This window comes from Streptomyces sp. NPDC048473, from assembly GCF_043200155.1.
Taxonomy (GTDB): domain Bacteria; phylum Actinomycetota; class Actinomycetes; order Streptomycetales; family Streptomycetaceae; genus Streptomyces.
Window position 1 is genome coordinate 19,101 of record NZ_JBICXE010000045.1, and the last position, 16,824, is coordinate 35,924.

At 66.8% G+C, this 16,824-nt stretch carries 14 protein-coding genes and 1 pseudogene; 9 read left to right on the forward strand and 6 right to left on the reverse strand.

Annotation, left to right across the window (positions count from 1 at the left end; all coding sequences use genetic code 11):
- Positions 1-36 precede the first annotated feature (36 nt).
- The 3 genes from ACGFU7_RS39730 to ACGFU7_RS39740 form a co-directional block, all read right to left on the reverse strand.
- Complete coding sequence (locus tag ACGFU7_RS39730; protein WP_393702777.1) at positions 37-513, reverse strand: GreA/GreB family elongation factor; 477 nt, start codon at positions 511-513, stop codon at positions 37-39.
- 60 nt (positions 514-573) lie between these two features.
- Positions 574-855, reverse strand: coding sequence for a hypothetical protein (locus ACGFU7_RS39735; protein WP_393702779.1), 282 nt, complete (start codon positions 853-855; stop codon positions 574-576).
- A 73-nt stretch (positions 856-928) separates the two neighbouring features.
- Complete coding sequence (locus tag ACGFU7_RS39740; RefSeq protein ID WP_393702781.1) at positions 929-3,454, reverse strand: ATP-dependent Clp protease ATP-binding subunit; 2,526 nt, start codon at positions 3,452-3,454, stop codon at positions 929-931.
- A gap of 398 nt (positions 3,455-3,852) precedes the next feature.
- Between ACGFU7_RS39740 and ACGFU7_RS39745 the strand changes: the two genes are divergently transcribed.
- Positions 3,853-4,371, forward strand: coding sequence for an Hsp20/alpha crystallin family protein (locus tag ACGFU7_RS39745; RefSeq protein ID WP_393702783.1), 519 nt, complete (start codon positions 3,853-3,855; stop codon positions 4,369-4,371).
- A gap of 410 nt (positions 4,372-4,781) precedes the next feature.
- Here the strand turns inward: ACGFU7_RS39745 and ACGFU7_RS39750 are convergent.
- Together ACGFU7_RS39750 and ACGFU7_RS39755 are read right to left on the reverse strand one after the other, a co-directional pair.
- Positions 4,782-6,197, reverse strand: a pseudogene (locus ACGFU7_RS39750) (glutamate decarboxylase); the annotation flags it as partial.
- Positions 6,198-6,422: 225 nt separating this feature from the next.
- Positions 6,423-7,055, reverse strand: coding sequence for a DUF1345 domain-containing protein (locus ACGFU7_RS39755; RefSeq protein ID WP_393702807.1), 633 nt, complete (start codon positions 7,053-7,055; stop codon positions 6,423-6,425).
- A 397-nt stretch (positions 7,056-7,452) separates the two neighbouring features.
- Here ACGFU7_RS39755 and ACGFU7_RS39760 point away from each other — a divergent pair, with 397 nt between their 5' ends.
- The 3 genes from ACGFU7_RS39760 (at position 7,453) to ACGFU7_RS39770 (ending at position 10,611) form a co-directional block, all read left to right on the forward strand.
- Entirely contained in the window at positions 7,453-9,222 is a 1,770-nt protein-coding gene (locus ACGFU7_RS39760) for an FUSC family protein (RefSeq protein ID WP_393702785.1), read from the forward strand.
- 281 nt (positions 9,223-9,503) lie between these two features.
- Positions 9,504-9,947: a hypothetical protein gene (locus ACGFU7_RS39765; protein WP_393702809.1), complete on the forward strand. Its 444-nt coding sequence runs from the start codon at positions 9,504-9,506 to the stop codon at positions 9,945-9,947.
- Positions 9,948-10,482: 535 nt separating this feature from the next.
- Positions 10,483-10,611 carry a hypothetical protein gene (locus ACGFU7_RS39770; RefSeq protein ID WP_393702787.1) on the forward strand — a complete coding sequence of 43 codons (129 nt, stop codon included), beginning with the start codon at positions 10,483-10,485 and terminating at the stop codon, positions 10,609-10,611.
- 152 nt (positions 10,612-10,763) lie between these two features.
- On the opposite strand, the gene ACGFU7_RS39775 is transcribed toward ACGFU7_RS39770, so the two are convergent.
- On the reverse strand, positions 10,764-11,183 hold the full coding sequence (locus tag ACGFU7_RS39775) for a Fur family transcriptional regulator (RefSeq protein ID WP_393702789.1): 420 nt from the start codon (positions 11,181-11,183) through the stop codon (positions 10,764-10,766).
- Between the two features lie 517 nt (positions 11,184-11,700).
- On the opposite strand from ACGFU7_RS39775, the gene katG reads away from it, so the two are divergent.
- From katG to ACGFU7_RS39800, 5 genes are all read left to right on the forward strand, one after another.
- Positions 11,701-13,932 (forward strand): catalase/peroxidase HPI, encoded by a 2,232-nt coding sequence (gene katG / locus ACGFU7_RS39780; protein ID WP_393702790.1) that lies wholly within the window; start codon positions 11,701-11,703, stop codon positions 13,930-13,932.
- A 404-nt stretch (positions 13,933-14,336) separates the two neighbouring features.
- A complete protein-coding gene (locus ACGFU7_RS39785) occupies positions 14,337-14,471 on the forward strand; it encodes a hypothetical protein (RefSeq protein ID WP_393702791.1) in 135 nt (44 codons plus the stop codon).
- Between the two features lie 88 nt (positions 14,472-14,559).
- Positions 14,560-15,480 (forward strand): immunity 49 family protein, encoded by a 921-nt coding sequence (locus ACGFU7_RS39790; protein ID WP_393702793.1) that lies wholly within the window; start codon positions 14,560-14,562, stop codon positions 15,478-15,480.
- Positions 15,481-15,623: 143 nt separating this feature from the next.
- Entirely contained in the window at positions 15,624-15,917 is a 294-nt protein-coding gene (locus ACGFU7_RS39795; RefSeq protein ID WP_393702795.1) for a hypothetical protein, read from the forward strand.
- Between the two features lie 496 nt (positions 15,918-16,413).
- Complete coding sequence (locus ACGFU7_RS39800) at positions 16,414-16,821, forward strand: archease (protein ID WP_393702796.1); 408 nt, start codon at positions 16,414-16,416, stop codon at positions 16,819-16,821.
- Positions 16,822-16,824: the final 3 nt, after the last annotated feature.

A 16,824-nucleotide genomic window follows, 5' to 3' on the forward strand; every position in this document is an offset into this window, starting at 1 on the left:
CCTGCCCGCCGCCGGTCCGCCCCCATCACTACTCGATTAATTGTCCCCTGCCGGGTGGGGCTCGCCGAGAGACACCACGATCGCGGTCGCCTGCCCTTCGGGCGTGTCATAGCTGACGCTGTCGCCGGCACGGCGGCCGAGCAGCGCGCGGCCGAGGGGACTGTCAGCAGTGATCAACGCCTGGTCCAGCACCTCGGCGCCCTCGCCGATCTGGATGGTTTCCACCGTGTCGTCCGAGAACTGCACGGTGACAGTACTGCCCACGCCGACCAGGTCGGTACAAGGCCCGCCTGCTTCGTCGGCCTCACGAAGTCGCAAGGTGATCTCTTTGATGCGGGCATCGAGGCGTACGACCTCATTGGCGCGCTGCAACTCGTCGGCTTCGTCAGCGCGGTCGCCCACTTCGTCGGTGTCCTGCAGCGTCGAGGCGTCCGCCCCTCGTTCGACGCGCAGGTCGGCAAGTTCTTGCTCGAGCGCGCGACGTGCAGTGGCGCTGATCGGTTCTCCGGTCATTCCTGCTCCCGTGTGCTGCCGGTACAGCTCGGTAACGGTCGAAGAATTGCGGCGCCCGCTTCAGCTTTCGTAGTCGGTCGGCGGAAACGACTCTCGCTTCTCTCGTGGAGTTGTGCCCGTCGGCATCTCGCCCCGATCAACCTCCTGATCGATCTCAGCTTGCGCTTCTTCGTACTGTGTTGCGGGATCCTCCTGCTTCTTTTCAGGAAGTCCCACGTCTCGTCGATCTTCTTCGGTGCGCTCCTTGAGTTCTTCCTCGTCGGGCCGCAGAGGTATGCCTCTCCCATGACCGTCATCCGGATTACCTTCGACTGCTCGGTTGGTCTTGTGGTGATGCGCCATGTGTCCTCCTTGTTTGAACACCCGGGCGCCAATGGGCCCGGGTGTGCTTACGAAGCAGCGCCCTCCCCCTGTATCAGGAGTTCTCCTCTTTTTCGTGCGCCTCGGTAGTCGGGTGTGCCCCGGGCCCCTCGACCGTGCAGTGGATCGAGTCGTTCTGCACATCGGCGACGATGGTGTCTCCCCGCTCTGCCTCACCGCCGAGCAGGATCGAGGCAATGCGGTTGTCGAGCTCAGCCTGAATCGTGCGTCGCAGCGGACGGGCACCAAATTCTGGCTGATGACCGTGGGCGACGAGAAGCTTCTTGGCCGCTTCCGTGACTTCCAGCTTCATTCCCTGTGCCTGCACCCGGCGCTTGCTCTGGTCCAAGAGATGGTCCACGATCTGCGACAGGTCGTCCTCGGTGAGGCTGTGGAAGATGATGATGTCATCGATGCGGTTGAGGAACTCGGGCAGGAACCGGCCCCGCAGATCTTCCATCAACTCGTCCTTGATCTCGGACACATCGCCTTGATACGCGAGAATGCGGTGAGCGCCGATGTTGGACGTCATGATGACGACACAGTGACGGAAGTCGACGGTGCGCCCCTGGGCATCTGTGAGACGTCCGTCGTCGAGGATCTGCAGCAGCGTGTTGAAGACGTCAGGGTGGCCCTTTTCCACCTCGTCGAAGAGCACCACGCTGTAGGGCTGCCGACGGACCTTCTCTGTGAGCTGGCCGGCTTCTTCGTAGCCGACATATCCCGGAGGGGCACCGACGAGCCGGGCGACGGTGTGCTTCTCCTGGAACTCGCTCATGTCGAAGCGGATCATGTGATCCTCATCGCCGAACAGCAACTCGGCGAGAGTCTTGGCAAGTTCGGTCTTTCCAACACCGGTGGGGCCCAGGAAGAGGAACGAGCCTACTGGGCGATTCGGGTCACCCATGCCCGCGCGGTTGCGGCGCACGGCCTCCGAAACTGCGGTGACCGCTTCGTCCTGGCCGACGATCCTGGCGTGCATCTCCTCTTCGAGCTTGAGAAGCTTTTCTTTCTCGCTGGCAGTGAGTTGAGAGACCGGGATGCCCGTGCGGCGGGAAACGACATCAGCGATGTCGGCAGCGGTGACGGAGACGATGCCCTCGCGACGTTCCTTGATCCCCGCAAGTTCGCCTTCCACCTCAGCGATCTGCCGCTTGAACTGCGAAGCCTTCTCGAAGTCCTCACCGGCCACGGCATGGTCCTGCTCACGGCGCAGTTGGGCGATGCGGTCCTCTCGGCTGACGACCTCGGTGGAGCGGCCCGCGCTGCGCAGGCGCACGCGGGCGCCTGCCTGGTCCATCACGTCGATGGCCTTGTCGGGCAGGAATCGATCACTGATGTAACGGTCGGACAGCTCAGCCGCGGCTGCCAAGGCGCCGTCAGCAAAGCGGACCTGGTGGTGGGCTTCGTATGCGTCCCGCAGCCCCTCCAGGATCTGCACCGTTTCCTCGACGGTCGGCTCCGGAATCAGTACGGGCTGGAAGCGACGCTCAAGGGCTGCGTCCTTCTCGATGTGTTTGCGGTACTCGTCGATGGTCGTCGCGCCCACGACGTGGAGTTCTCCGCGCGCCAGCGCGGGCTTGAGCATGTTGCCTGCGTCCATCGCCCCCTCGCCGGTCGCCCCCGCGCCCACGACCGTATGAAGCTCATCGATGAACAGGATGATGTCACCGCTGGCGGCTTGGACGTCCTCGATGACCTTCTTCAGGCGCTCCTCGAACTGCCCGCGATACTGTGCGCCGGCCACCATGCCAGAGAGATCGAGCGCCACGACTCTCTTGCCCTTCAGGGTTTCCGGGACTTCGCCCGCCACGATGCGCTGGGCCAAACCCTCTACGATGGCGGTCTTCCCGACGCCGGGCTCGCCAATGAGTACGGGGTTGTTCTTGGAGCGCCGCGAGAGGATTTCGACGGTTTGCTCGATCTCCTCAGCCCGCCCAACCACAGGGTCGAGCTTTCCAGCCTTCGCTTCTTCCGTCAGGTCCCGACCGTACTCGTCCAAGGTCGTAGACGGCTGCTTTCCGTCAGCCGGAATCCCTTCTGCGCGAGCCGCTTGGTCCGCGAGGCCCGCCAGCTTCTCCAGGTCCAGGCCCTCCGCTCGCAGCAGCCGGGCAGCACCGGAGTCGACGTCGTCCAGTAGTGCACTGAGAATGTGCTCGGGGCCGATATACGAAACCCCGGCTGCCTGTGAGTGAGCGTAGGCAGCTGCAAGTGTGCGCTTGGCTGCTGGTGTGAGTCCCGGTTCCGCGGACGGCTCACCAGACTCCCGCGGAAGGACCTCAGCGGCTTCCGACGCGAGCGTGTCGGGGTTCACGCCTACCTGAGAGAGCAGCTTTCGTGCGGGGTCGACCTTTGTTGCCGCCCAGAGCAGATGCTCCGTGTCGAGATCGGAGGTTCCGTCCTCGACCGCTCTTTGCGCAGCCATATTGAGGAGTTCCTGCGACGACTCTGTCAGGAGCCGTCCGATTGGAACTCGCTGGACGGCCGGCGGCGACGAGGCCGGTGACATCCCAAAGAACCGGTTCAACAACTCACTGAAGGGGTCAGAAGAACCAAACCCTGAACCGAATGACATCGACATGGCTGCTCCTGATACCGGGGGTCTATACAACTCAAGCGCGATGTCCCCTGCTCCGCAAGCGCAACGAAACACATGCCCCAGAAATAAGATGGGGGGCAAGCAACTGCGCTTCGAGTGCAGGGCGCCGAGACCGGAGCAGTATCGGTTCCTGCTCGGACTTGAGCCATGTTGATTAATATCGATATGACTCGTACCGGGCCGGTCCGGGCTTCGCGCAGTTGCTGAAGTTTCCGCCAGGGTCATTTTGAGTCGTGTGGCGCAGAGCACGCCCCCTCCCCCGAGGCTGGGCAGATGGCACCGTCTCGTCCCGTGAAACGGGACTCCTCACCACAACGGCGTAGACGTAATGGTTATCGGGAAACCTGGGACGCAGGCTGTCGACAGAGAACACAGGCAGGATGAGCGCCGAGAGGGACGACGAAGTCGGAGAGGAAATCATGGATGAACGCGCAGACATCGCCCGGTCGAAGCCTGCAAGAACGGCCTGGTGGGCCGGGAATGATCCAGCAACGGAGCTGCAGCAGCTGTGGGGTGAGGTCAGCCGCCTGCTTGAGCGGTCGTCGCAGACAACTGGCCCCGTGCAGCACTGGATGCCAGTGGTCGAGGAAGCAGACTCGGGCGACGCATACGTGGTTCGCGCAGAACTGCCTGGTGTCCCTCGTGAACGCGTGAACGTAGAGGTGGACGGCAGGGAGCTGCACGTCCATGGCTCCCTTGATGAGACGACGGACGGCAATGCATTGCGTCGCCGGTCAGGGGCGTTTTCCTATGGGATTCGGGTGCCCGGTGACGTTGATACAGAAGGTGTCCAGGCTGAATTGACTGACGGTGTCTTGACTCTACGTCTGCCGAAAACCGGTGTGGTGACGCGGCGAACGATCGAGATCCGCGCAGCGGATAACGACGAGCTTGACTGAGCGTCGGCATTCGACCCGAGTTCGCAGGCGGCCGAACGACATTTTGCCCACCTGCACGCCCTCGACTGCGACTGCGACTGCGACTGCGACTGCGACTGCGGGGTGAACGATCCAACGGCAGGATCCAGCGCTCAAGCAGGCCCAGACCCACAAGGGGCTGCGGAGCGTTGATGGGATTCGTGGACCGACGGCTTCTACCGTGCGCGACCGTGCGGCAGGACAGCCTCGTGTATCCATCGCTCTCGGCGAATGTCCGGGAGATCATCAATGCGGAAAGCTGTCCCGGGCCGGAGCGCCCCGTGCCGGGGCACCATCGCGGAGGCGGCCAGACACCGCTCCGCCTTCGACTCTCAGTGTCTCCCGTCTTGGCCTGGACGGCCTGCTGCCTCGTGCGGGCGACGGCCCTCGGAGTGATGAAAGATCGTCTCCGCTTGCCGATCGTGAACCATTGGGTAGGGCTGCCGGCGCAGCTCCGGCAGCAGGCGTCGGAGATCTTCGAGGAGCAGTGCCGCCAGGTCGGACGAGAAGCCGTTGCGGCACACCACACGCAGGACCGCGAGGTCCTCCCGGTGCGCTGGGAACGTGTACGCCGGAACCAGCCAGCCCCGTTCCCGCAAACGCCGGGAGACGTCGAAGACGTCGTAAGCCTTCACGTCCGGGGCAGTCGTGAACGCGAACACAGGCAACTCATCGCCCCGCGTGACGAGTTGGAAATCGCCGAGTGCCTCGATGCGCTCGGCCAGTGCGCGTGCCACGTCCCGGGTGGCCTGCTGCACGGCCCGGTAGCCCTCGCGCCCGAGCCGGAGGAACATGTAGTACTGCGCGGCCACCTGCGCGCCCGGCCGGGAGAAGTTCAGCGCGAAGGTCGGCATATCGCCACCCAGGTAGTTGACACGGAAGACCAGCTCCTCGGGCAGCGCCTCCTGGCCGCGCCACAGCGCCCAGCCGACGCCGGGGTAGACCAGCCCGTACTTGTGCCCCGAAGTATTGATGGACGCCACGCGCGGCAGCCTGAAGTCCCACATCAGGCCTTCGTCGAGGAAGGGCGCGATCATGGCGCCGGAGGCCCCGTCGACGTGCACGGGAATATCGAGCCCCGTCCGCTCCTGCAAGACGTCAAGAGCCGCACAGAGGTCTGCGATCGGTTCGTACGAGCCGTCGTAGGTGGAGCCGAGGATACCGACGACGCCGATCGTGTTCTCGTCGCACAACTCCGCCGCGGCCGCCGGGTCGAGGTGAAACCGGTTTCCTTCCATGGGGACCTCGCGCGCCTCGACCTCCCAGTAGTTGCAGAACTTTTCCCAGCAGACCTGAACGTTCACGCCCATCACCAGATTCGGGCGGGCATCGCGCGACGGGTACTGATCAGCGTGTCTCTTCGCCCAGCGCCGCTTGAGCGCCATCCCTGCGAGCATGCACGCCTCACTCGACCCGGTGGTCGAACACCCGACCGCGCCATCCGGGTCAGGCGCGTTCCACAAGTTGGCGAGCATCGCCACGCACCGCCGCTCCAATTCGGCGGTGCGCGGATACTCGTCCTTGTCGATCATGTTCTTGTCGCGGCACTCGGCCATGAGGACGCCGGCCTGCGGCTCCATCCACGTCGTGACGAACGTGGCCAGGTTCAGGCGCGCGTTGCCGTCCAACATCAGCTCGTCGTGCACAAGTTGGTACACCGTTGAGGGCGTCAGGGGTCCCTGGGGCAGCCGGTCCTTGGGTAGGTCCTCGGTCATACCGGCCGCCGGATTCGCTTCACCATAGAAGGGGTTGACGGCGAGCGTGGGCTCTCGGCGCACCTTGGAAGTTCCGTGAAATAGAGGTGCCATGGTGTGACTCCCTGGTTCCGATCAGCCGTCCACCAGCAGTTCCGGCGCGGTAGCAGGCAGCGTCCAAGGGTCAGTGCGACTTAGCGGTCAGGGCGTGAGGCGCAGCCGCCAACCCTTTCATGGAGCAAGCCTAGTCAGCATCACGTCAAAGTGCCCATTTCTCGAAACAGACCTGGGAGGACTGCCGCACCGTGGGGCTCCGGCCAGGCACGGGGTTGGACCGGATCAGCCAGTGACGATTCCTGTGACGAGGTTGATGGTCGTGGCAAGGATGCTGGTGCCGAAGACGTAGGACAGCACCGAGTGCCGTAGCACCACCGCACGGATCGTCGAACTTGAGACGTCGGTGTCGGATACCTGGTAGGTCATGCCGAGGTTGTAACTGAAGTAGAGGAAGTCTCTGTACGCCGGCGGGTGATCGGAGTTGAAGTCGATCCCGCTCGCGGATATGTAGTACAGGTACGCGTAACGGGTGGCGTACATCAAATGGAGCGCCGCCCAGGACATGAACACACCGCCGAGCGCGGCCGCGGCTGCGGCGTGGCCGGTGTCGGATTTACCGAGCAGGAGCAGCAGCACGATGGTAACCAGTCCGCACAGGGCAGTGGCAACGACCACGAGTTCCTCGGTGACGGGCTGAAAGTCCTCACGTCGGGCATGGCCCCGGGTGGCTGTGGCATCCATCGGCCACAGCACCATCCAACCCGCCACAACGAAGATCAGTTCTGTCGCAGCGATACCGGCGAGAACCCCCAGCGGAATGCCGGTCGCTACTCCGACGACTGCGCCGGCCACCGCTCCGACGACCACCGCGCCACCAAGTCGGGGAACCGCAGACAACGGCAACCGGGTGCTCACGAGTAATAACAGTAGTCTTTTCGTCGCCGTCCAGCCTGACGAAGCCCGCGTCAGGGACTCAAGGAACCTCAGCTGGCTGACCGCGATGCGGGCGTGTGCGTCAGCGGCCAGGACAGCCGCGCGCTGTGTCTCGCGAGGAATACTCGACGGGGCCCCGCCCGTCAGCCGCGTGATCAACGCCTTGCATAGTGCCGACTTCGGCACCACACACGCCCGCAGGGGCCTTCCCCGGCGTGCACCTGCCGCGCTTGGCCAGGGCGCCGGCAGGGACAAGGTCGATCGCGCTGAGCAGGCAAGGTCCTGGCGCAGTCGACGAGGGCGACGCCGGCGAACGCGTAGAGGCAGGCTCGATTCAGCGCTCAGAAACCCTGCCGGACACAGGTGATATATACCGGATATGCCTTCTTCCCGCCGCCCTTTCTCTGCCGTGACCGGGCACGGTTGGCGGCCTTCCGTCGCAAGCGCGGCGCACGTGCTCTCCCCGCGCGGCTCGCTCGCGCTGCACAAGGTCGACGGAGCGCTCCTCTTCGCCGTGCGTGCTGCCCTGGCCATGGCGCTGGTGGCACTTCCAGTAGCGAAGGCGGGGCGGCCCGATCTCGCTGTTTACGCCATGCTGGGCGCGTTCACCACCACGTTTGGACGCAACCTCCCCTACCCGCGCCGCGCTCGCGTTCTCGCGCTGGTCGCGGTGGCCATGACGGCATGCGTGGGCTGCGGGTCCGCTCTCGCTGCCTGGATCCATCCGTGGGCAGGAGGAGCCGGTGCTGCCGTGGTGGTTGCGGCGACGGCCGTGGTCGCCGGACTGGCTAAGTTTGCCTGTGATGCAACACGGTTGAGCGGCCTGGGCGCGGTACTGCTGCTGTTCTCCTTCGCGGTGGCGGCCAATGGCTCGACCGCTCTCGCCGATATTCTCCCGCAGACCGCGCTGGCCGCGGCCGGAGCAGCGGCTGCATGGGTGCTTGGCGTATCGGGCTGGCTCGTGCACCCAGACCGTCCGCAGCGTTTTGCTGTGGCCACGGCCCTGCGTGAGCTCGCGGAGTTGCTGGAGGCACCTGGACCGGGGGGCGGTGCCCGGCACACGCGACACCGCGCGACCGTTGCGGTCCTGCAGGCCTACCACTCCCTCGGTCTCGCGCCGCCGACGCAAGCGCAGCAAGCCGGCCGGAACGAAACCTTCGTACGCCTGACCGACCTGTCCTGGTCGCTGCTGATCGGCTCCGCACGCCGGTCGCCCCATTACCCCACCGCCACGGCACAGCACCTGCGCCGACAGGCTCGTCTCCTCACCGACCGACGCCGGCGACTTCCCTTGGTTCTGCCCGAGCTGTCGTTCCCGTCTCCAGCGGCACAGGACGGCGTGACCTACCGCGCGGCAGGGACCTCTGTGGCACCGGCCGCACCCGTCGCCCGGCGCGCCTCCGAACTGCTGGTGGGGCACCGCCCCGGTGGCCCTCACCACAGGGCCGTCCTGGCCGTTCCCGCATTGCGGATGGTCCTGGGCACCGGGATCGCGGGTGGGCTGGCCGTGGTCCTGGGCCTGGAGCACAGCTACTGGGCGTCGATCTCAGCCGCCGCAGTGCTCCACTCGGTCAACCTCCGCACGACGGCGCAGCGTGCCGTCCAGCGAACCCTGGGCACGGTCGTCGGGCTGCTGCTCGCTTTCGGTGTGCTGGCCGCACACCTGGATCCTGTGGCACTCGCCTGCGTGGTCGTGCTCCTGGAATTTCTGCTGGAGTACGTCGTAGCCCGCAACTACGGTCTGGGCGTCGTTTTCCTCACGCCGCTGGCACTGCTGCTGAGCGACCTGGCCTCGCCTGCCCCTGCCGGGGAGCTCGTCCACGACCGGGTGCTGGGTAGCGTTCTGGGGATCGCCGTCGGGCTGGTCTGTGCGCTGCTGGTCGTCCATGACCATGCCGCGGTGCGCGTGGAACGTGCGCTGGCCGCATGCACGGAGGCGGCCGGGCAGGCGGAGCGGTCGTTGACCGAGCGCTTTGGGCCGCCGCTCCCGATCGTCCAGGTGCATCTGGTGGTGGCAGTGGTGGAGTTGCGTGATGCCGACGACGCCGCTGCGGGGGAACTGTGGCCGGCGGGGATCGATCCCGCCGAACTCGCGGCCGCTGAGCAGCGCGCTTACCTCCTGCTGGAGCGGCTCCACCACCAGCGGTAGCGGCCCTTGACCAGCCGAGCCGGCTGTTGCCCGGCCACCGCCCCGCCGGACGGCATCTGACTGCCCCTGCCCTGTCCTGTCCTGTCCTGTCCTGTCCTGTCCTGCGAGCATCCGCCGCCCCATGTTGCGCGTCGGTGGTGGCCTCAAGAAGGTGCTTCAAAGCGGTGACCTGCCCGTGTTCTCCACCCCGTGGCTGATCGCGTGGATGGAAGCGGTAACTATGCAGGCCGCTGCGTCCCTTCACCACGACGGGCCAGAGGACCGTTGGAACCGCAATCCGCATCGAGCACCTCCGTGCGACGGGGGTGGGCGGCTGGGTTGACGTCATCGCCGAGCCGTCGGCCGCCGCGGCAGGCCGGCGGCTCACCTTCCTCGTTCGGGCCATGAACAGCTCGGGAGAGCTGGTCGCAACGGGCGAGATCGACCGGGCGATCGTCGATCGGCGACGCTTCCTCGCAACGACGTCCGCCCAGGGGCGGCCCAACAAGCCAACGTACGTGCGTCTTGGAACCGGACTTACCGTGTTCCACGGGGGTCAGACCTGTTCGTTCGCCCCTTTGCCAAGAGGTCGTCTCGATCGGCGACCCACAGGCGCTGATAAACGCAGTGCGGCGGCGGTGGAACAACGTAGTCATCGACTACTGGACGCCTGCCCACCAAGGCGGTTGAGCAGGACGGCGCGGAATCCATGGCCAGTTGCCGGCAGAGGGGTGCGATCGCGATGAGGTTCGCCCTCCGCAGCCAGTGGCTTCAGTGCCACCGGCCGAGCGACATTCAGGGAGAGTTCGGTGAGCCGGCCCGAACAGCGCCCAACGCTCCGCCGGCGACCGCGGGACGAACTCGGCCCCAACCCCCCCGAGGACCGAAGGCACATGGCGACGGCCTCGGCCCCGTCGGAAGCACGCCCGGACCGGTTGCACCACCTCACAACCCTGATGCCGGTGGCGTGAAGGACAAGCACGGTGCAGGGGCCGCAGCACGGGACACTTGGTCCTTCGTCCGGTTCAGGCCGGCCACGGGAACCACATGCACCTGAACGCTTCCCAGAGCACGCACCGACCGTCGGCGACATCTGCCTTCCAGCCGCCGGTAATTCGCCAGGCACGCAATGGGCTTGTGAGGCACGTGAACACGCGGCACGCCGGCTCGATGTTGACCGCCGTCGTTGCGTTCGTCGGTGCGGCTTCTCTGATTGCGACGGTCCCGGGGCCAGTACGGCCGCGATCCTGCGCCGAGCAGCTGAATGGCCACAGAAGCCGTATGGCCACGGTCCTGGGCAATGCGTGCGGGATGCTCCTGTGGGGCCTCGCGGCGGCGTTCGGGCCCTCCGGCCTGCTCCGGGCCTCACGGATCGTCTACGACGCGATACGGATCTTCAGCGCCATTTGACGTGGAGCCCACGGCCGACGGCCGCTACGAGACCCCACAGCTCGCCCTGCGCGGCCTGGCCTTCGAAGAGTCCGCCGAAGCAGGACAGCAGTGATGACTTTGGCTTCTGCCCCGGACGACCACGCTCGTCTCTCGCTTGAGGCATGCGCCGATCATCTCCCACGGGCGCAGGACGGGCACAGCCCGCGATAGGTGACCTCGACCTTGGACACCGTGAAACCGAACCGTTCCTCCGCCGGGAGGCCGGCCAACGGATCGCCGCTCGGGTGGACATCGCGGATGACGCCGCAGCTGGAGCACACCAAGTGCTGGTGCGGCTGGTGTGCGTTGGGGTCGTATCGCTTTGCACGGCCGTCAGTGGAGAACTCTACGACCTCACCGAGAGCGACCAGCTCGCCCAGGGCGTTGTAGACAGTCGCCCGGGAGATCTCGGGCAGCCGCTGTACCGCACGGGCGTGCACCTCGTCGGCCGTGAGATGCACGTGGTCGCCATCGAGGACCTCCGCAACGACACGCCGCTGAGAGGTCATCCGCCAGCCACGCCCTCGCAGTCGCTCCAGCAGGTCACTCATATCGGTTCACCTATTCAGGTCCGGCGGGATACCCGAAGTCTACTGACGCACGTCCGGGTTCCTATTGGATATGGGTTTGGCGTTCTTCTTGACTTGGATTCCGTCCATCGTAGGATCGGTTTCGTTGATGGCCAAGGGACAGGAAGACTCCAGTACGGCAGGAGACAGAGACGTGACGGACCACCCCCGAGGAGCTGCGCAGTGCCGGCCTGTGGGTCACGGCCGCCCGCGGTGCGCTGCTCTGGACCGTCCAGGACGGTGACCACCTCGGCGGGGAGACGATCGTCTTCGGAGTGCGCGATCGCGTGGGCCGTATCTTCCTTCGCGTCGTGTGTGAGGCCCTCCACGCGCTCAACGCGACGCGACTCGTATGCCGCATCGAGCCGACCGGAAGCCCGGCCCGGTTGGAGGAACGCATCGCCTCGTCGCCCGACGCCGTCTGCTGGAGCCTGTGCCCGACTGTTCCGCGTCCCGCAGTTCCTGAGCACCGTGATCCGCCTGGTCCGGAAGGATTCCCATGTCTGAGAACCATGATGCAATCGTCGTAGACGCGAAGACGGAGGGCGGAGGTGGCTGCCCGGTCGCACACGGGCGCGCCCCGCACCCGACTCAAGGCGGCGGAAACCGCCAGTGGTGGCCGGAGCGGCTCAACCTGAAGATCCTTGCCAAGAACCCCGGCGTGGCCAACCCCCTCGGCGAGGAGTTCGACTACGCCGAGGCGTTCAAGACCCTCGACCTCCCGGCAGTGAAGCGGGACATCGCGCAGGTGCTGACGACCTCGCAGGACTGGTGGCCCGCCGACTTCGGCCACTACGGCCCGTTCATGATCCGGATGGCGTGGCACAGTGCGGGCACCTACCGGATCAGCGACGGCCGCGGCGGCGCCGGAGCCGGCCAGCAGCGCTTCGCCCCTCTCAACAGCTGGCCGGACAACGGGAATCTCGACAAGGCCCGCCGCCTGCTGTGGCCGGTCAAGAAGAAGTACGGTCAGAATCTTTCGTGGGCCGACCTCATGATCCTCGCCGGCAACGTCGCCCTGGAGTCGATGGGCTTCCAAACCTTCGGCTTCGGCGGCGGCCGTGCGGATGTCTGGGAGCCCGACGAGGACGTGTACTGGGGTCCCGAGACCACCTGGCTCGGCGACGAGCGCTACACCGGCGACCGTGAGCTGGAGAACCCTCTCGGCGCGGTCCAGATGGGCCTCATCTACGTCAACCCGGAGGGCCCGAACGGCAACCCGGACCCGATCGCCGCGGCCCGCGACATCCGCGAGACGTTCCGCCGGATGGCGATGAACGACGAGGAGACGGTCGCCCTGATCGCGGGCGGTCACACCTTCGGCAAGACTCACGGTGCGGGCCCGGCGGACAATGTCGGCCCCGACCCCGAGGCCGCCCCGATCGAGCAGCAGGGCCTCGGCTGGAAGAACACCTTCGGCACCGGCAAGGGCGGCGACGCGATCACCAGCGGTCTCGAGGTCACGTGGACCAGCACGCCGACCCAGTGGAGCAACGGCTTCTTCCAGAACCTGTTCGGTTACGACTGGGAGCTGACGACGAGCCCCGCCGGCGCACACCAGTGGGTGGCGAAGGACGGTGCCGGTGCGGGCACCATCCCCGACGCCCACGACTCGTCGAAGAGCAAGGCCCCGACGATGCTGACAACCGACCTCTCGCTCCGGTTCGACCCGGCCTACGAGCAGATCTCGCGCCACTTCTTCGAGCACCCCGACGCGTTCGCGGACGCCTTCGCCCGTGCATGGTTCAAGCTGACCCACCGCGACATGGGCCCGGTCGTGCGCTACCTCGGCCCGGAGGTCCCGAGCGAGACGCTGCTGTGGCAGGACCCGCTGCCCGTGGTGACGCACGAGCTCGTCGACGCCGAGGACGTTGCCTCCCTCAAGGCACAGATCCTCGCCTCGGACCTGTCGGTGTCCCAGCTCGTGTCCGCCGCGTGGGCGTCGGCCTCGTCCTTCCGCGGCAGCGACAAGCGCGGCGGCGCCAACGGTGCGCGCATCCGCCTCCAGCCGCAGAGCGGGTGGGAGGTCAACGACCCCGACCAGCTGGCGACGGTGCTGCGCACCCTGGAGGGCATCCAGGAGTCCTTCAACGCGGCCCGGACCGGCGGCAATCGGATCTCGCTCGCCGACCTGATCGTGCTCGCCGGCGTTGCGGCAGTCGAGCGGGCCGCCAAGGACGCGGGCTTCGACGTCGAGGTCCCCTTCACGCCGGGCCGGGTGGACGCGTCCCAGGAGCAGACCGACGTGGAGTCGTTCTCCGCGCTCGAGCCGACCGCCGACGGGTTCCGCAACTACCTCGGCAAGGGCAACCGGCTCCCGGCCGAGTACCTGCTGCTCGACAAGGCGAACCTGCTGACCCTGAGCGCGCCCGAGCTGACGGTCCTCGTCGGTGGCCTCCGCGTCCTGGGCGCGAACCACCAGCAGTCGCCGCTCGGGGCCTTCACCACGACCCCCGGGTCTCTGACCAACGACTTCTTCGTCAACCTGCTCGACCTGGGCACGACCTGGAAGGCGAGGTCCGAGGACGCGAACACGTTCGAGGGTCGCGATGCCGCCACGGGCGAGGTCAAGTGGACCGGAAGCCGCGCCGACCTCGTCTTCGGGTCGAACTCCGAGCTGCGCGCGCTCGCGGAGGTTTACGCGAGCGATGACGCCAAGGAGAAGTTCGTGAAGGACTTCGTCGCTGCGTGGGACAAGGTGATGAACCTCGACCGGTTCGACCTCGTCTGATCATGATGTCCAGGTCGGCCCCCACCGGCCGACCTGGACGTCCTCAGTCCGAAGTATCCCGACACCGTCGGCTTCCAGCGCGGCGTCGAGACAGCCGCGGTCGACCAGGGGCAAGCCTGTGAGCGTGCCCGCACGGTCAGCCGGCCTCCGGACGTCACAGCCGGCACGGTTCCCGGAACGTGAAATCGGCCTTGTCCACCGGGGAACCGGCGTCGTCCACCGGATCCAGGAAGGTCGGATGCCTGACGACGCATTCGACGTCCTCGACCGCTCCGCAGCTCTGGCACCACAGATGATGCTGGTGTCGCCACGCGCCCCTCGGTGACCATAAGTCGGCCGGCTCGGCGAGACTCCAGGTCGAAAGCGCCGGACTCTCCCGCACCTGCCCGGACTCCGAACGCCTCATGGAGATGCGCGACGAAACCCTCGGCGGCGGCTTCAACCTGGTCACCGGTGCACAGGGCGCCGGCACGCGAGCAGCCCCTTCGCCAGAGCGTTTCGGCAACGGGGAAAGCGGACGGCACTGCGTCCCGAAGTGAGGGGCACCGACGAAAGTTGATGCGCTCAGCGATGGAAGGGTTGATAGCGTGACGCCGTAAACCGGAAGGATCAAGGAAGGATGACAGCGTGCAGGAAGCGACGTGCCACAGCGTCAGTGAGCAGCGGATCTCCCAAGCCCTGGAGGACATCTACGGCCGGGCGTTCGGCCGCTGGCACTGGCTGCGCTACGGCGACCTGTCCCTGAAGTCCCTTCAGGAGATGTGCGACGAACTCCACGACCACGTCGCCGCTCGTACCCTTCAGGACCCCACGCTCAGCGCCGCCCCCTCACGCATAGTCCTGCGTACTGCTGCGGAGTGCGCGCTCGGGGTGCTGAGCCTCGGCTCCTTCCCCGACGGCGACTTCGAGGTCCCCTTCCCTCTCATCGACGAGACGCTCAGCAGCGAGGACTTCAGTTTCGGGGACGCGGTGGACCACGCACCCACCACGAGGACCTGGCTGGACGCGTTCGCGATGTGCCTGGTCAGTGGCGCGGTCTGGGAGCGGGACCGGGTGATCGGTCTGCTGCTACGGGAGGACTATGCGCCCGCGATCCGCGACGGAGTACCGTACTCGCCGCTGGAGTCGCGGTCGGATCCGGCGGGCCTCGCGGAGATGGATGCGTTGTGCGGCTACCTGACCAAGGCACGCGGGCACCTGCCCCGGGACTGGCCCTCCGTGACGCTGTGCAAGCCGGACGTCGAGGAGCGCGCCGAGGCGGCTCGGCGATTGGATGCCCTCAGTACGCTGACACCGGATCAGCAGCTCCTGCGCATGCTCCTGGAGGACGACCAGCCGGCTTTCGAGCGGGCCCTCGCCGGCCGTCTCGTCGAGCACCGCGAGAACGCAGCAGCCGATGCCGTCCCCCGAAGCCTGCTGCCGGTCGGCACGATCGCTCTGGCCGCGCTGGCTGTCCAGGTGCACGGGTGGGAATTGCGCATCAGGTCCGGCTATCTACCGGAAGGCCTGCTGCGTGCCCCGGAGGGCGCTCCCCAGGTCGCCATCTGACGCCGGCGTGGTGGCCCGCGACAGCCGGTTCGCCCAGGCCCGGTGAAGTGCGAGCACGTGGTCCGCAGCGTGCAGCACCGCGGCGGTGGCGACTGCGGGGGCGGCAGGTGGTCCCAGTTCAAGGACGAGAACCGTTGGCCCCGGTGATCGATATCCCCCTGGTCGTCATCCCTGAGCCGGAGAACACCGGGAAGCACGGCCCGGACCGGCGCGGCCTGGCGATCGCGGCCGCCTTACTGCTCGCGTGCGGCGGACTCACCGGTTACGGGGTCTTCACCACTCCTGACGCGCCGAAGTTCCACGCCGTCCCGACCGCCGAGGTGACCTACGCGGTCACGGGGACCGGCACGGCCGAGCTCTCGTACCTCGCACACAGCGAGTCCGGCACGGCAACCACGGAGAGGAGCATCGCACTGCCGCGGCGGCTCACGAGCTGAACGTCATCGTCATCCGCCCGGGGCCGCTGCCGCCTCGGCCGAGCAACGTGCAGGCCCGGGCCCAGGCTTGAGCAAGCGAACTGTGGACGTACGCTGCGCCACAGCGGCGGGCCACGGGGTAGGCAGACCGTGGGTGGCCGGCTCGGCAAGGAGCACGCGCTCGAAGACCCACAGTCGCTCATACCCGGTGTCGTCCGCCGCGTGTGCCACCGGCACTCCTTCACGAGAACGGCGAGAGACAACTACCGTATGTCATCTGTCGATTGCCGGTGGTCACGAGGTGGGGAAAGACGAGTGACTGTGTGCAACGCCGACGGGTGGTCGCGCCTCGTGCAGGTTGCCCTGGAGCGGTGTACGGGACGACTCTGGAGGAGGCACGGCCCGCGGCTCGGGAAACTCGGCATCAGGCTGTGCATCCGGAGACGACGGAGAGGCGCCGACCGTGGACGGTCGGGAACCTGTGGGGAAGCAGCCCGGCGCGAGTGGACACTGGACTGTGCCACACACCGCGGACATGCGGGTGGAGGCGTGGTCGCCGACGGCCGAGGGGTGCATCGGCGAGGCCGTGTGCGCGGTGGTGGAGGGCTTCGCCGACACGTCCGGGGCCGCGGTTGTCGGGGAACGCACATGCGCGGTGACGGCGGAGTCCGACGAGGATCTGCTGGTGTCCGTCCTGGAGGAGGTCGTCTACCGGATGGATGCCGACGGTGAGATCCCGCTCGGTGTTCAGGTGGGCGCGATCCGGTCGGCGGGGGACGGCCGGGGCCTGTCGGTCCGCTTCCGGATGGCCGACGCCGACACCGCCGTGGCGGTCGGTGCGGTACCGAAGGCCGTTTCGCTGCACGACCTGGAGCTTCGGGGCGGCCCCGGCGGCTGGACCTGCCGGGTGACCCTCGACGTCTGAGTG

Excerpts from the sequence above, each read along its gene's own strand:
- ACGFU7_RS39730 (WP_393702777.1), bottom strand. The coding sequence starts at position 513 with ATGACCGGAGAACCGATCAGCGCCACTGCACGTCGCGCGCTCGAGCAA.
- ACGFU7_RS39735 (WP_393702779.1), bottom strand. The coding sequence starts at position 855 with ATGGCGCATCACCACAAGACCAACCGAGCAGTCGAAGGTAATCCGGAT.
- ACGFU7_RS39740 (WP_393702781.1), bottom strand. The coding sequence starts at position 3,454 with ATGTCGATGTCATTCGGTTCAGGGTTTGGTTCTTCTGACCCCTTCAGT.
- ACGFU7_RS39745 (WP_393702783.1), top strand. The coding sequence starts at position 3,853 with ATGAGCGCCGAGAGGGACGACGAAGTCGGAGAGGAAATCATGGATGAA.
- ACGFU7_RS39760 (WP_393702785.1), top strand. The coding sequence starts at position 7,453 with ATGCCTTCTTCCCGCCGCCCTTTCTCTGCCGTGACCGGGCACGGTTGG.
- ACGFU7_RS39770 (WP_393702787.1), top strand. The coding sequence starts at position 10,483 with ATGGCCACGGTCCTGGGCAATGCGTGCGGGATGCTCCTGTGGGGCCTC.
- ACGFU7_RS39775 (WP_393702789.1), bottom strand. The coding sequence starts at position 11,183 with ATGAGTGACCTGCTGGAGCGACTGCGAGGGCGTGGCTGGCGGATGACC.
- katG (WP_393702790.1), top strand. The coding sequence starts at position 11,701 with ATGTCTGAGAACCATGATGCAATCGTCGTAGACGCGAAGACGGAGGGC.
- ACGFU7_RS39785 (WP_393702791.1), top strand. The coding sequence starts at position 14,337 with ATGGAGATGCGCGACGAAACCCTCGGCGGCGGCTTCAACCTGGTCACC.